This is a genomic window from Amycolatopsis sp. cmx-11-51 (assembly GCF_047608665.1).
Lineage (GTDB): Bacteria > Actinomycetota > Actinomycetes > Mycobacteriales > Pseudonocardiaceae > Amycolatopsis.
In genome coordinates this window covers 116,429-130,459 of the sequence record NZ_JADNQO010000010.1, presented here as the reverse complement: position 1 = coordinate 130,459, position 14,031 = coordinate 116,429, and the positions used below count along the sequence as shown (strand labels likewise).

The following is a 14,031-nucleotide window of genomic DNA, read 5'->3' as shown; positions in this document are numbered from 1 at the left end:
CTTCCCAAAGACTTCTCGTACCTGAAAAAGGACGGACAACGCACGATGGCGAATTACACCGCCGCAGATGTGAAGCGCCTCCGCGAGCTGACCGGCGCCGGCATGATGAACTGTAAAAAAGCGCTGGAGGAGACCGACGGCGACTTCGACAAGGCCGTCGAGTTCCTGCGCATCAAGGGCGCCAAGGACGTCGGCAAGCGCGCCGAGCGCGCCACCGCCGAGGGCCTCGTCGCCGGCCAGGACGGCGTGCTGATCGAGCTCGACTCCGAGACCGACTTCGTCGCGAAGAACGACGACTTCCAGGCCCTGGCCGCGAAGATCGTCGAGGTCGCCAAGGCCGAGAAGACGAACGACGTCGAGAAGCTGAAGGCCGCCTCGCTCGACGGCAAGACCGTCGACGAGACCGTTCAGGAGATGGCCGCCCGCATCGGCGAGAAGCTCGAGCTTCGCCGCGTCGCCGCCTACGAGGGCACCACCGCCACCTACCTGCACCGTCGCGGTGCGGACCTTCCGCCCGCCGTCGGCGTGCTCATCGAGTACACCGGTGAGGGCGAAGCCGCCGCCGAGGCCGCTCGTGGCGCCGCCATGCAGGTCGCCGCGCTGAAGGCCAAGTTCCTCACGCGTGAAGAGGTCCCGGCCGACGTCGTTGAGAACGAGCGCAGCATCGCGGAGAAGACCGCTCGCGAAGAGGGCAAGCCGGAGCAGGCCATGCCCAAGATCATCGAGGGCAAGGTCAACGCCTACTACAAGGACAACGTCCTGCTCGAGCAGCCGTCGGTCAAGGACAACAAGAAGACCGTCAAGGCCCTGCTCGACGAGGCCGGCGTGACCGTGAGCCGGTTCGCCCGGTTCGAGGTCGGCCAGGCCTGATCCAGGCGCGGAACACAAGAGTCACCACTGTGCCCCGTCTCCGTCCATCGGGGACGGGGCACAGTCGGGTCCAGAGCATGAGGGAGAGCGACATGGGTGTCCGGGTCGAAGGCGGATACCGGCGGGTGCTGCTGAAGCTGGGCGGCGAGATGTTCGGCGGCGGTTCCATCGGGGTTGATCCGGATGTGGTGCACTCGGTCGCTCAGCAGATCGCCGACGTCGCGCGCACGGGCGTGCAGATCGCCGTCGTGATCGGCGGCGGCAACTACTTCCGCGGCGCGGAACTGTCGCAGCGCGGCATGGACCGCGACCGCGCGGACTACATGGCGATGCTCGGCACCGTCATGAACTGCCTGGCGCTGCAGGACTTCCTGGAGAAAGAGGGCCTGCCGACACGCGTGCAGACCGCCATCACCATGGGACAGGTCGCCGAGCCGTACATCCCGCGCCGCGCCGAGCGTCACCTCGAAAAGGGTCGCGTCGTCATCTTCGGCGCCGGGGTCGGCATGCCGTACTTCTCGACCGACACCGCAGCCGCGCAGCGTGCGCTCGAGCTCGGCTGCGAAGCCGTCTTGATGGCGAAGGCCGTCGACGGCGTCTACACCGCGGACCCGAAGAGCGACCCGACCGCCGAGATGTTCCACGAGATCAGCCACCGCGAGGTGCTGGAACGGGACCTCAAGGTCGCCGACGCCACCGCGTTCAGCCTGTGCATGGACAACAACATGCCGATCATCGTGTTCAATCTCCTCACCGAGGGGAACATCGCTCGTGCGGTCAGTGGTGAGAGGATCGGCACCCTGGTCGACACCCCCGCCGACGGGGTGCCCGCGTAGCACTGCTCTGCTCTTCGCAACCGGTACGAATACACAACAACGGGAGTTGCCGTGATCGACGAGACCCTCCTCGACGCCGAGGAGAAGATGGAAAAAGCGGTGTCCGTCGCCAAGGAGGACCTGTCGTCGGTGCGCACCGGCCGGGCCCACCCCGGGATGTTTTCGCGCGTTGTCGTCGACTACTACGGCGCGCCGACCCCGCTGAACCAGCTGGCGGGCGTCAGCATCCCCGAGGCCCGGATGGCGTTGATCAAGCCTTACGACCAGACCGCGCTCAACGCCATCGAGAAGGCGATCCGCGAGTCGGACCTCGGCGTCAACCCGAGCAACGACGGCAACGTGATCCGCATCGTCATCCCGCAGCTCACCGAAGAGCGCCGCAAGGAGATGGTGAAGGTCGCCAAGGCCAAGGGTGAGGATGCCCGCGTCTCGATCCGCAGCGTCCGCCGCAAGGCCAAGGAAGAGCTGGACCGCATCAAGAAGGACGGCGAGGCAGGCGAGGACGAGGTCGTCCACGCCGAGAAGGAACTTCAGAACCTCACCGACTCCTACACGCACAAGGTCGACGAGCTGGTGAAACACAAGGAAGCCGAGTTGCTTGAGGTCTGATGAGCCAGGTGAGCGAGGAACGCGAGGACCGGGTGGAAAACCCGGAACCGGTTCCGGCCACAGCGCCGGATTCTCAAGCCGTGCCGGAACCGGTACAGAAGGTTTCCCGCGCCGGCCGCAACCTGCCCGCCGCGATCGGGGTCGGGCTGCTGCTGGGCGCGGCGATCATCACGTCCCTGCTCACCGTGCGCTTCCTGTTCATCGGCATCATCGCGATCGCCATCGCGGTCGGCACGATCGAGCTGGCCGGGGCACTGAAGCGGGCGGCGGGCATCCGGATCGCGCTGGTGCCGGTGCTCGTCGGCGGCCAGGCGATGATCTGGCTGGCGTGGCCGTTCGGCCGCGAAGGCGCGTTGACGGCGTTCGTGCTGACGGTGCTCGTCTGCCTGCTCTGGCGCTTGCCCGGCGGTGCGGACGGCTATCTGCGCGACATCAGCGCGTCCGTCTTCGCCGCCGCGTACATCCCGCTTTTCGGTGCCTTCGCCGCCATGCTCGTCCCGCCGGCTGACGGTGTCGGCCGCGTACTGGCGTTCATGATCGGCGTCGTCGCCTCGGACACCGGTGGCTACATCGCCGGCGTGCTGGGTGGCAAGCACCCGATGGCACCCAGTATCAGCCCGAAGAAGACGTGGGAAGGCTTCGCCGGTTCGCTCGTGGCCGGTGTGGTCGCCGGAGCACTGACGCTGAGCCTGCTGCTCGACGGCCATGCCTGGCAGGGTGTGCTGTTCGGCGCGGCGATCGTCTGCACCGCGACGCTCGGCGACCTCGTCGAATCGCTGATCAAGCGGGACCTCGGGGTCAAGGACATGGGGAACATGCTGCCCGGACACGGCGGGCTGATGGACCGGCTCGACTCGTTGCTCCCTTCGGCCGTCGTCTCCTGGCTGTTGCTTTCGGCGTTCGTGCCCGGCTAGGTGACAAGCCCGGTGCGCTGGGCCAAGGTCGGAGTATGCGAACTCAAAGGATGAGTAAGCGACTTCTGACCCTGGCACTGAGCGTGCTGACGCTCGGTGCCCTGACGACCTCCGTGGCGGAGGCGGGCGAAAGCCCGATCGTCCGCACGGATTCCGGTCCCGTTCGCGGGGTGAGTACCAGCGAATACCGGAGTTTCCAAGGCATTCCGTTCGCCGCGCCACCGGTCGGCGACCTGCGCTGGGCGCCACCGAAAAGACCCGAATCGTGGACCGCCGTGCGGGACGCGAGCAAACCCGGGCCTCGATGTGCGCAGGGGCCGGGGCTCGGATCGGCACCGAGCGACAGTGAGGATTGCCTGTATCTCAACGTGATCAGCCCGGCCAAGCCGACGCACAAACCGCGTCCGGTGATGGTCTGGGTGCACGGCGGGGGCTTCACTTCCGGCGCTGGAAGCGACTACGACTTCCAGCGCATGGCTCTCGGCGGGGACGTCGTCGTGGTGACCGTGAACTACCGGCTGGGTGTGTTCGGTTTCTTCGGGCACCCGGAACTGGGACGCGATTCCGGCGTCTTCGGCCTCCAGGACCAGCAGGCCGCTCTTCGCTGGGTACAGCGCAACGCCCGCGCTTTCGGGGGAGATCCCCGGAACGTCACGCTGTTCGGTGAATCCGCCGGCGCGATGAGCACCTGCGCCCAGCTGGCCTCCCCGTCGGCCGCGGGACTGTTCCACCGCGCGATCATCCAGAGTGGTCCGTGCACCCTGACCTGGCCTGACGGTGGGTTCTTCCCCGGCGTGCCCGCGGGATCGCCGTACCTTCCCCGCGCCGACGTCGAGGCCATGGGAGCCGACGCAGCGAAGAAGCTGGGTTGCGCCGACGTCGCCTGCCTCCGGCGGTTTCCGGTGAAGGACCTGGTGAGCCAGCCTCTCGGGACACCCGCGTTCGATACCGGCCTGCTGCCACAACATCCGGCGACCGCGCTGAAGGCCGGGCACTTCGCCCGCGTCCCGGTGCTGACCGGCGTCACCAGGGACGAGGCCAGGCTGTTCGTCGGCCTGTATCCCGGGCAGCCGTTCACCGAGGAGCACTACCAAGAACTGCTGCGCACCGCCTTCAAGGAAAAGGCACCACTCGTCGCCGCCCGTTACCCGTCGGCGAAGCACGGGAGTCCGGCGATGGCGTACGCCGACGCCATGACCGACCGGATCTGGGGTTGTCCCCAGGTCGGGACCGAGCGTTTGCTGAGCGGCCGCACCCGGACGTTCGGGTACGAGTTCGCCGATCGGGACGCCCCCGCGCTCGTTCCGGCTCCACCGGGAATGCGACCAGGTGCTTCCCATGGGTCTGAATTAGCATATTTGTCTGATTTAACCGGTTTCCCGGCGGATTTGAAGCCCGAGCAGAAGAAACTCGGGGAGCGGATGATTCAGTACTGGACCCGGTTCGCGCGGACCGGGAATCCGAACGGTGAAGAACTGCCGAAGTGGCGTCCCACGCCGAAAACGCAGTCACTCGCGCCGGGCGAGATCGGCCCGGTCGACCTCGCGGCCGTGCACGACTGCGGGTTCTGGGCCGGTCTCTGACGCCAGGAGCCGGGGTGACGCGGTCACCCCGGCTCTTCGGCTCAGTCGTCGTAGGGATCGTCGACTTCGGCGCGCCCCCAGCCTTCGGTGGCCCGGGAGTGGTCGATCACGGCGAACACCGAACCGTCCGGGTCGGCGAGGATCGCCATCCGGCCGTACGGGGTGTCGTAGGGCTGGACCACGACGGCGCCGCCGAGCATCAAGGCCTGTCCCGCCGCGGCGTCCGCGCCTCGAGCCGGGTCGATTTCGAGATAGACCATCCAGTGCGGAGGAGTGTCCGGCCGGTATTCCGTGCCCATCACATACCGGTACAGCACCGGTTCGTGCTCGATGAGCCATTCGGCGTAGTCGAGCGACGTGCCGTCCCCGATCTGGTGGCTGGTGTAGTCGAAGAGGCGGCAGTAGAAGTGATCCGCCGCGGCGCCGTCGTGGGTGTTGAGATCCGCGCCACTGAAGGTGTTGGGCACACCGGTCGCGAACTCCCAGGTTTCCGGCGGTTCCCAGAAGACGACGTGCGCGCCGCACGCGTCGACGGCGTGAATGATGTTGCCACGATGGGGAATCGCCATCGGTCCGAGGGTGACCCGGCCACCGAGACTGTCCACCCATTCGGCGGCCGCGGCCGCCTGAGGCACGGAGATGTGGACACTCCAGCCGGATGGCCCCTCCGCGCCTGCGCGGTACAGGCCACCGACCGGGACGCCGTTCAGTGTCGCGATCGAGTACCGGCCGGACGGCGTCGCCGGGTCACGCTGGACTGTGTACTCCCAGTCGAAAAGTCCGCCGTAGAAGGCTTGTGCGGCCGCTTCGTCTCTGCATGCGAGTTCGATCCAGCACGGGATTCCTGACGGGATGACGGAAGTGTGAGCGGCCGAGCCAAGCGACATGCGGTTCTCCCTTACCAGTGGGAGTAAAGTCTAGTCGCTATCCGCATTGTTTCCGGGAAAGTTTTCGACCTGGATGGCCCGGAACCCGGCCCGGCTCCGCATCGTTGGAGTTTTCGTGCGCTGGTTTCCCCGAGCTGTCTCCTCCTTCCGCCGCGGCGAGGAAGTGCTGCCGAGCCCGAATATCTGGTACTACCAAAGGGCCTACGAGGTCGAGAACCGCGCGCAGGACGTCGATGGCGAGATCTGGCGGGTGCTCGCGGGGCAGCGTGACTGGTCCGGTGCGGACGTGCTCGACCTCGGCTGTGGTGACGGGTTCCACTTGCCGCTGTTCGCCGCGACGGCGCGGTCGGTGCTCGGGATCGAACCCCATGAGCCGCTCGTCCGTGACGCGCGGCGCCGTGTCGGGGGACTGCCGAACGTCGAAGTGCGGCAGGGTCGTGCGCAGCGACTTCCCGTGCCGGACGCGGCTTTCGACGTCGTTCACGCGCGGACCGCGTACTTCTTCGGCCCCGGCTGTGAACCCGGCCTCCGCGAGGCGGAGCGGGTGCTGCGGCCCGGCGGGATGTTGGCGATCGTGGATCTCGATGTGGCGAGTGAGCCCTACGGACGCTGGATGCGACTGGATCTGCCGGACTATGACCCGCCCGGTGTCGAGAAGTTCTTCGCCCGTCGAGATTTCGACTGCCGCAAGGTGATGACGCGGTGGCTGTTCGAGGACGCCGCCGCGATGGAAGCGGTGCTGAAAATCGAGTTCAGTGCTCCGGTCGCGGCGAAGGCGATCGCGGAGGTCCGGCGCCTCAACGAGGTTTCGTCAGGCGCGGGGGAGAAGCGGATGACGCTGCCGGTGGGCTATCGCGTGCATACGCGCACCAAGCCCACCGGCCTCGTCGTGCCAGGTCACTCCGCGTCCTCGGTGGGCGTCTCGTCCGGAGCGGTAGCGTCGTCGGCCTCGCCGAGGATGCCGTAGATCGTCCGGCGTGCCTCGTTGAGCACGTCGACGGCGCGGGATTGCTGTGCCTCGCTGCCGGCGTGCATGACCTGCATGATCGCGGCGGCCAGGGTCGCTCCCGCCTTGCGCAGGTTCACCTCGACCGGGTCGACGTCGTGGGCGATCTGCTCCCACGGCGGGACGGCGTCCTGCTGTTCGGCCGCGGCGCGACCGGATTCGGTGAGTTCGAACAGCTTCTTGCCGCTCTCGTCCTTGCTGATCACCAGGCCTTCGTCGGCCAGCATCTGCAGTGTCGGGTAGACCGAGCCGGGGCTCGGCTTCCAGTAGCCGCCGCTGCGCTCGCCGATCTCGCGAATGATCTCGTAACCGTGCCTCGGCTGCTCGGAAAGCAGCGCGAGGATCGCGGCGCGGACGTCACCGCGTTTGCCGCGCCGTCCGCCGGGGCCACCGCGGCGACCGTGCCGATGACGGTGTCCTGGCCCGCCGGGGCCAGGGGGGAAGTCGCCGAAGCCGCCGCGAGCCCAAGGCCCGAAGGCGGGTCGGCCGTGTTCTGGAGGAAAAGGTCGTCCTCGCATGATGCAGATCCTCTCTACGTAATGTTTCAACACGTTCACGATATATCGGAAACGGTCGTACGACAACCCGCTTGGGGTGAAGTGGGTCTCATGCGAGGTCAGACGCAGGGAAGGGGATGACGTTGAGGGTCCCGCTCGGCGAGCCGCCGGGCACGCCAGCCGAGCGTCACGGCTGCGTTGGCGATCATCCGGCCGCCCCACGACGGGAGTCCGGCGGGGAAGGGTGATACGAGACCTGGAACCAGCGTATGAGTGACGTGGAGTCCGGCGGCCGCGACGTCGCAGGTGGTCAAGTCGACGCTGATCACCTCGAAACCCCGGGCCTCGACGCGGTCCTGATACGCCTTGAGTCGCCGTTCACCGAACGACGGCAGGTCGTCCCAAGACCGGTCCGGCAGGTCGTGTACCCACGGAGTCACTCGCTTGCCCGCCCCCGGGTCGGTCACCGCGGGCACAGGCCGGACGCGATCGGGGACGGGAAGGATCGGACGGCGGCTCTCCGACAGGTCCGCCGGGTCCAGCTCGATCTCACCCGTGGTGATTGCGGATCGCCCACCGGAAAGCCAGCGTTCGAGGTGGACGGAGAGGTTCGCCAGCACCCAGCGGAGGTCGCCGGATCGCAGTGGCGCGGGGTCGGTGGGCACCGGGCCTCGGGCGGCGGAACGGCGGCGGGCGACGACGTCGGCGAAGTCGATTCCGCCGGGTGTGATCGCGGGTCCGGCGATCATCCGGCCGAGTTCCCGGCGCAGCGGTAGCCAGCGCCCCGATCCTGGCGCACAACGCTTCCAACTCGGTCAGTTCGGCGTGGGCGGCGTGCTCGAAGACCGCGACCACGCCGGTGTTCTCGGGCACCACTTCTGCCAATTCCCGGAGGACGGCAACGCCCGGTGTAGCCGCTGTCGCCGAGGACTTCCGTCAGCGGCTCGGTGAGCGCGGGCGAGCCGGTGAGGAGGACCGAGGTCATAGGCAACCCCATCGTTTAAAGGCGACGGAACGGTTTCCTGCCCCAGTCTCGGCCGTGGTGTGAAGTCCTGGCGTCTCCTCGGCCGCGATTCGCACGCCGTCGCGGGAAGAACGCATACGTGACCTGGGGAACAGCGATCCGGGGCGGCCCGGGCGCGGCGGGAGTGGACATGGGAGACTGAGTGGGCTATGACTGCCCTCCCCCTCGTTTTCGACGCGCCCAAGCGCGGCCTCCCGCCGCGCCACCTCGCCGACCTCACCGCCGCCGAGCGGGCCGAGGCCGTCGCCGAGCTGGGTGAGAAGCCGTTCCGCGCGAAGCAGCTGTCGAACCACTACTTCTCGCGGCTCACGGTGAACCCGGAGGAGATGACCGACATCCCGGCGGCGTCGCGGGAGAAGCTCGTCGGAGATCTGATGCCGACGCTGCTCACCGAGATCAAGGCTCTCGCCTGCGACGACGGCACCACCCGCAAGACCCTGTGGCGCGCGCACGACGGGACGCTGCTGGAGAGCGTGCTGATGCGTTACCCGGACCGCGCGACACTGTGCATCTCGAGCCAGGCGGGCTGCGGCATGGCGTGCCCGTTCTGCGCGACAGGGCAGGGCGGCCTCGACCGGAACCTGTCGACGGCGGAGATCGTCGACCAGGTCCGCTCGGCCGCCGCCGTGATGCGCGACGGCGAGATGACCGGCGGCCCCGGCCGTCTGTCGAACATCGTCTTCATGGGCATGGGTGAGCCGCTGGCGAATTACAAGCGTGTCGTCGCCGCGGTGCGCCGGATCACTGACCCTTCGCCGGAGGGGCTGGGGATCGGCCAGCGTTCGGTGACGGTGTCGACGGTGGGCCTCGCGCCGGCGATCCGGAAGCTGGCTGACGAGAAGATGCAGGTGCGTCTCGCCGTTTCGCTGCACACGCCGGACGACGAGTTGCGGGACACGCTGGTGCCGGTGAACGAGCGTTGGTCGGTGGACGAGGTGCTGTCGGCCGCCCGGTACTACGCGGACACTTCCGGTCGTCGGGTGTCCATCGAGTACGCGTTGATCCGGGACATCAATGATCAGCCTTGGCGTGCGGAGCTTTTGGCGAAGCGCCTGCGTCAGCACCTGGGTCAGTTGGTGCACGTGAACGTGATCCCGTTGAACCCCACCCCGGGTTCGAAGTGGGATGCGTCGCCGAAGCCGGTGGAGCGTGAGTTCGTCCGGCTGGTGAACGCGGGCGGGGTCGCCTGCACGGTTCGGGACACGCGTGGCCAGGAGATCGCCGCGGCTTGCGGTCAGCTTGCCGCTGAGAACTGACTTTTCGTTTCGGTGATGGAGAATTCGTCGTGATGTATGCCCCGAGCCTGTTGGATCCGGCTGCGGACGAGCTGAAGCTCGCGGACGTGATCGGCCATGGCGCGACAGGTGTCGCGCGTGAGGCCCGGACACTGCTCGGCGAGCGCTTCAGCTCGGTGACGTTCATGTACGTGCTGATGCGCGCGTTCGAGGTGGACTACAACGCGGCACGCGACGCTTCGCGGTGGCACGAGTTCCACGGCGGGCCGTATGCGTTGTCGGACGCCGATCTCGAGACGTTGCTGGCTCCTTGGCTGGCTCGCTGAGTCCCCGGCTTCGGTGAGCGTCCGCTCCGCTCCGGACCCGCCGGACTGGCCGCCGGTGTCGCGGCGAAGCTCGTCGGCGAGATGGTCCAAGGCGTTGCGTACGGTCCAGGTGATCGGCTCATGATCAACTATCGTGATTCGAGTGGGTCGAACTCTTTCGAGGCCGAAACCGTGATCGTGGCCGGCTGCCGGTTCGGCGCTCTCGGGATGGAGCGAAACGCGCCCTGGCCGCGCTCGGTCTTCCGGCGGTTCGATGTCGGAGTTCGGTTCGATTCGACGGCGAACACCGTCTCTAACCGCGGTTCTCGCGGCGTGCTCGGTCGCGGTCATGATGCTCCTTCGGCGAGTTCGGCCAGGTGGTGCAGCGAGTTGATGAGATGTTCGGGGCCGAACGGCGGGAACCGGATGTACTCCCGGATGGACGGCGGCACGGCCGACCAGTCGTAGGAGAGCGTGACCCCGGTTTCGGACGGCCCGAGCGGTGCCAGGTCGTAACGCCAGAACCAGCCGCCGAACTCCAGCCGTCCGTCGGCCTTTTCCGTTCCCGTCAGCCAGCCGATGGCACGCGGTGAGTCGAACACGTCGACCTTGTTGGCCACCCGGTAGTCACCGTCCGCGTGGCCGGCGTGATACATGTTCATCCGGAAGATCTGCCCGACCTCGGTCAGCGGCGCGGGGTCGGCGGGGTCCTGAACCCAGCCGGTGCCGTCGATGGCCGAATGGGTCGCCGGATCCGCCAGCACCGCGAACACCCTGGTGACAGGCGCGGCGACGGTCAGGGTGGCGCTCACATTCTCCTCGGCCGTGGTGTGCTTGCTTCGTGTCATTTCGGCCTCCTCTCACCTTGCCTACGAACGGGAACGGCGCGATCCGACATCGCCGCGAAAGAAACGACCGCGAGCCGTCATCGTCACGGAGTCCGCACGCGGTGGACTGATCGACTCGGTGCTGGGTGAGAGGTAGGCGACACCGCTCCGGTCGGTATTGGGCTGGATGGACCAGTCGCACGGCGGTCCCGGCCGCTGGCCGCGACACTCGGTGTGGATCGAAGAGGAGAGTGAACCCAATGCCATCGAGCAAGGCGGGACAGGTACGCCACAACAAGGCCGTCCAGGTGTTCGGACGGATCGGGATGGGGTGCTACGGGCTGGTGTACCTGCTCATCGGGTACCTGGCGGCGCGTATCGCCTTCGGCGGTGGCGGCCAGGAGGCCGACGGGCGTGGTGCGGTCGCCGAGGTCGGCTCGACCCCGTTGGGCGGCGTGCTGTTGTGGGCGCTGGCGGCCGGACTGGTGGCGTACGGCCTGTGGCAGGCGCTGCTGGCCGCTGTCGGGTACACCTGGATCGACAAAAAGCGACAGCGCGTCGTCAAGCGGGTGACGTCCGGAGCGCGCTGCCTGGTGGGAATCTCACTGGGGGTGTACGCGGCCCGGCTCGCCGCGGGGGCGGGAGAACAGGGCAGCGGCGACCAGAAACAGCAGGAACTCACCGCGCGGCTGCTTGCGTTGCCCGCCGGCCCGTTCCTGGTGATCGTGGCGGCCGTCATCGTGTTCGGTGTCGCCGTGGCTTCGGTGGTGAACGGTGTGCGCCGGAACTTCGTGCGGGATCTCGACCTCTCGTCGTTGCCGTCGGGAACCCGGCGCTGGGTCGAGCGGCTCGGGCGGATCGGTTATGTGGCACGGGGTGTCGTGTTCGGCGTGGTCGCGGTGCTCCTCGGATTCGCGGCGCTGGCACACGACCCGTCCCGCTCCGGCGGGCTCGACGCCGCGCTGCGCGCCTTGGCCGCTCAGCCGTTCGGCACGGTGCTGCTCCTCGTGGTGGCCGCCGGAGTCGCCGCTTTCGGCGCGTACTGCATGGGGGCGGCACGGGCACAGCGCGGCTGAGGAGCAGTCCACCCTGGGGGACGAATCCCCCTCCTGCCGAAGTCGACTCTCTTCGGCACCGCCGGACGATGTGCGCGCAGTAACGCCGTTCCTAGCCTGACGTCGCAGTGATCTTCCACTGGGCGAAGGGAAAACGGGATGTGGGAAAAGCTGGGCAAGGTCGTGACGGCGCTGGCCGTGGCGGCGACGTTCGTGGCGGCGACACCCGAGATCGGGGTGGCGGACGTGGTGCAGACCCGCCGGATCGGCGAAGCGAGGACGTCTTCGGACGGGCGGTTCGGCGCCGCTGTCGTCACCGAACCATCGGTCGCGGACAACACCGTCACCAGCCGGATTCTCGTGTTGTCCCTGGCGAAACCGGCGGAAGTCAGGACGGTCGCGACGGTGACCGGTACGACGGCCAGGATCACGAATCTGCGCTGGTCACCGGATGGCGGCTCGCTGGCCTACCTCGCGCTGCGGGACGGCGCCGACGAGATCTGGCAGGTGCCGGTGCGGGGCGGGAAGCCGGCGAAACTGCTCGATTTCGACGGCCCCGCGGTCCCGATCGGCGGTAAGCACGAGGCGTTCCGGCTGGCCAACGTCCCACCGCATCCGGCGAAGATCCTCGCGTTCGAGTGGTCTCCGGACGGGCGATCGCTGGCGTTCAGCACACCGCGTCCCGGTGGCAGGCCGACGGCCGACGGCGTCGTCTTCGACGAGCGGGCGATGGATCTCCGGACCTTGGAGACGGGGGAGTACGACCTGACGCGGAACGGACTCTGGTTGCTGGACACGAAGACCGGGAGCCGTCGGCATATCGCCGACTTCGTGATGGGCCCGCTCGCCGTCCCCGGCAAACCGGGTATGGCGTGGTCGCCCGACGGTTCCCGGCTCGCGTTCGTGACCAGGGAGACTCAGCGCCCTGCCGACAATCTCGACACGGTGCGGCTACTGGACGCGGCCTCCGGCCGAGCGACCATTGTGGACACTGCCGGAGCGCGCCCGCTGCCGTCGGCGTGGTCCCCGGACGGACGTTCGGTCCTCGCGTCGAAGGACGACCGGGTGCTGGCGGTTCCCGTCGACGGCGGGGCACCGGCACCGGTCGCGACCCTGCCCAAGGGCACGCGGATTTCGTCGTCGGGCAGCGCGTGGTGGTCACCGGCCGGTGACCGGGTGTTCGCCATGGCGAGCGACGAGCGGCGCGAAACCCTGTACTCAACGTCCAGTCAGGGGATCTTGACGCCCGTTGCCCTGGCTGCCGGTACCTTGGCGGGCTGCTCGTTCGATCCGGCCCGGCGTCACGCTTTCTGCGTCCGGGAGGACGTGGCTTCGCCGCCCCGTCTCGTCGTCGTGGACGCCGCGACCGGATCCGTGCGTGAAGGCCACGATCCGAACGGCTGGGTCACCGGTGTCCGCCTGACCAGGCCGCGGGCCGCGGAGTGGACCCTGCCGTCGGGGCATCGGGCCACGGGCTACCGCCTCGTCCCCGAGCGCTGTGGGCGCGAGAGCCGCTGCCCCGTCGTCGTGATCACCCATGGCTACGACGCCACCGAGCGGTTCATGGCGGAGGAGAACGAATGGCAGTACCCGTCCCAGGTCTTCGCCGCCAAGGGATACGTCGTCCTGCTGGTCAACGAGTCGCGGGCGACCCAGGATCCGCGGGACGCCGTGGCGGCAATGGAAACCGCGGTCAAGTCCGAAGTGGACAGTGGTACCGCCGACCAGGGAAAGGCAGGCATCATGGGCTACAGCCGGGGCGCGTTCGTCAGCGAGGAGGCGATCGCGCGTTCGACCGTGTTCAAAGCGGCCTCCGCCGGCGAGGGCGGTAGCCCGTCGCTGATCCCCGGCTCCGGGCAGACGGCGGACCGTGTCAACGGCCCCGTGCTGCAACAGGCCGGGCCGGCCGCCGGTTCACTCACCCTGAGCATCCACCGGTTCGTGAAGGGGAAGAACGTGCCGGCCGAGTTCGTGCTCTTCGGTGACGAGACGCACCTTTTCCATCAGCCGCGACACCGCGCAGCGGCGATGAACCAGAACCTCGGCTGGTTCGACCGCTGGCTGGGCGGCTGAGCCCGCCCGCCCCGGTTCGACGAAGAACCGGGGCGGGTACGGCAACGGTGACGTCGAGATCCCGGCGGCCAGTCCTGGCGTACCGCCGAACTGCTTCGGGCCGGCTGGGGGAGTCGGGCGACGGCAAGCCGCTGTTCGCCGCTCGGGGTGGCGCCGACGCGGTTCGAAGGGCCGCCGTCGTGGTCGAAGGGACGGGCGTCACTCACCTGCGTTACCGAGTCACTGACCGACAGTGATCCGATGAGTTGACCCTATGTGAGCGGCATCGAAGGTATAGAGGAAGTGTGTCGAGATAAAGATCCGATGAATC

The 14,031-nt window shown here is 68.0% G+C and carries 14 protein-coding genes; 10 read left to right on the top strand and 4 right to left on the bottom strand.

Annotated elements, in window-relative coordinates:
* Positions 1-45: 45 nt before the first annotated feature.
* The 5 genes from tsf (at position 46) to ACM6LU_RS28360 (ending at position 4,812) form a co-directional block, all read left to right on the top strand.
* Positions 46-870 carry a translation elongation factor Ts gene (gene tsf, locus ACM6LU_RS28380; RefSeq protein ID WP_414940835.1) on the top strand — a complete coding sequence of 275 codons (825 nt, stop codon included), beginning with the start codon at positions 46-48 and terminating at the stop codon, positions 868-870.
* Between the two features lie 92 nt (positions 871-962).
* Entirely contained in the window at positions 963-1,706 is a 744-nt protein-coding gene (gene pyrH / locus ACM6LU_RS28375; protein ID WP_005154669.1) for a UMP kinase, read from the top strand.
* Positions 1,707-1,757: 51 nt separating this feature from the next.
* On the top strand, positions 1,758-2,315 hold the full coding sequence (frr, locus tag ACM6LU_RS28370; protein ID WP_414940834.1) for a ribosome recycling factor: 558 nt from the start codon (positions 1,758-1,760) through the stop codon (positions 2,313-2,315).
* Entirely contained in the window at positions 2,315-3,229 is a 915-nt protein-coding gene (locus tag ACM6LU_RS28365; protein WP_414940833.1) for a phosphatidate cytidylyltransferase, read from the top strand. Before frr ends, ACM6LU_RS28365 begins: the two co-directional genes overlap by 1 nt.
* Positions 3,230-3,279: 50 nt before the next feature.
* A complete protein-coding gene (locus ACM6LU_RS28360; protein ID WP_414940832.1) occupies positions 3,280-4,812 on the top strand; it encodes a carboxylesterase/lipase family protein in 1,533 nt (510 codons plus the stop codon).
* A gap of 41 nt (positions 4,813-4,853) precedes the next feature.
* Here the strand turns inward: ACM6LU_RS28360 and ACM6LU_RS28355 are convergent, their stop codons facing one another.
* Positions 4,854-5,699, bottom strand: a complete 846-nt coding sequence (locus tag ACM6LU_RS28355) for a VOC family protein (protein WP_414940831.1) — start codon at positions 5,697-5,699, stop codon at positions 4,854-4,856.
* Positions 5,700-5,814: 115 nt separating this feature from the next.
* On the opposite strand from ACM6LU_RS28355, the gene ACM6LU_RS28350 reads away from it, so the two are divergent.
* The gene (locus ACM6LU_RS28350; RefSeq protein WP_414940830.1) at positions 5,815-6,666 is read left to right on the top strand and encodes a class I SAM-dependent methyltransferase; all 852 of its coding nucleotides are present in this window, start codon (positions 5,815-5,817) and stop codon (positions 6,664-6,666) included.
* Here ACM6LU_RS28350 and ACM6LU_RS28345 read toward each other — a convergent pair.
* Positions 6,597-7,223 (bottom strand): PadR family transcriptional regulator, encoded by a 627-nt coding sequence (locus ACM6LU_RS28345; RefSeq protein ID WP_414940829.1) that lies wholly within the window; start codon positions 7,221-7,223, stop codon positions 6,597-6,599. The two genes, ACM6LU_RS28350 and ACM6LU_RS28345, sit on opposite strands and share 70 nt — an antisense overlap.
* Positions 7,224-7,321: 98 nt before the next feature.
* A complete protein-coding gene (locus ACM6LU_RS28340; protein ID WP_414940828.1) occupies positions 7,322-7,951 on the bottom strand; it encodes a hypothetical protein in 630 nt (209 codons plus the stop codon).
* A gap of 424 nt (positions 7,952-8,375) precedes the next feature.
* Here ACM6LU_RS28340 and rlmN point away from each other — a divergent pair, with 424 nt between their 5' ends.
* On the top strand, positions 8,376-9,482 hold the full coding sequence (gene rlmN / locus ACM6LU_RS28335; protein WP_414940827.1) for a 23S rRNA (adenine(2503)-C(2))-methyltransferase RlmN: 1,107 nt from the start codon (positions 8,376-8,378) through the stop codon (positions 9,480-9,482).
* 32 nt (positions 9,483-9,514) lie between these two features.
* Positions 9,515-9,787 (top strand): hypothetical protein, encoded by a 273-nt coding sequence (locus tag ACM6LU_RS28330; RefSeq protein WP_414940968.1) that lies wholly within the window; start codon positions 9,515-9,517, stop codon positions 9,785-9,787.
* A 326-nt stretch (positions 9,788-10,113) separates the two neighbouring features.
* On the opposite strand, the gene ACM6LU_RS28325 is transcribed toward ACM6LU_RS28330, so the two are convergent.
* Positions 10,114-10,614: a polyketide cyclase gene (locus ACM6LU_RS28325; RefSeq protein ID WP_414940826.1), complete on the bottom strand. Its 501-nt coding sequence runs from the start codon at positions 10,612-10,614 to the stop codon at positions 10,114-10,116.
* Positions 10,615-10,853: 239 nt separating this feature from the next.
* On the opposite strand from ACM6LU_RS28325, the gene ACM6LU_RS28320 reads away from it, so the two are divergent.
* Both ACM6LU_RS28320 and ACM6LU_RS28315 read left to right on the top strand, forming a co-directional pair.
* A complete protein-coding gene (locus tag ACM6LU_RS28320) occupies positions 10,854-11,669 on the top strand; it encodes a DUF1206 domain-containing protein (protein ID WP_414940825.1) in 816 nt (271 codons plus the stop codon).
* 138 nt (positions 11,670-11,807) lie between these two features.
* Complete coding sequence (locus ACM6LU_RS28315; protein WP_414940824.1) at positions 11,808-13,721, top strand: hypothetical protein; 1,914 nt, start codon at positions 11,808-11,810, stop codon at positions 13,719-13,721.
* Positions 13,722-14,031 lie beyond the last annotated feature (310 nt).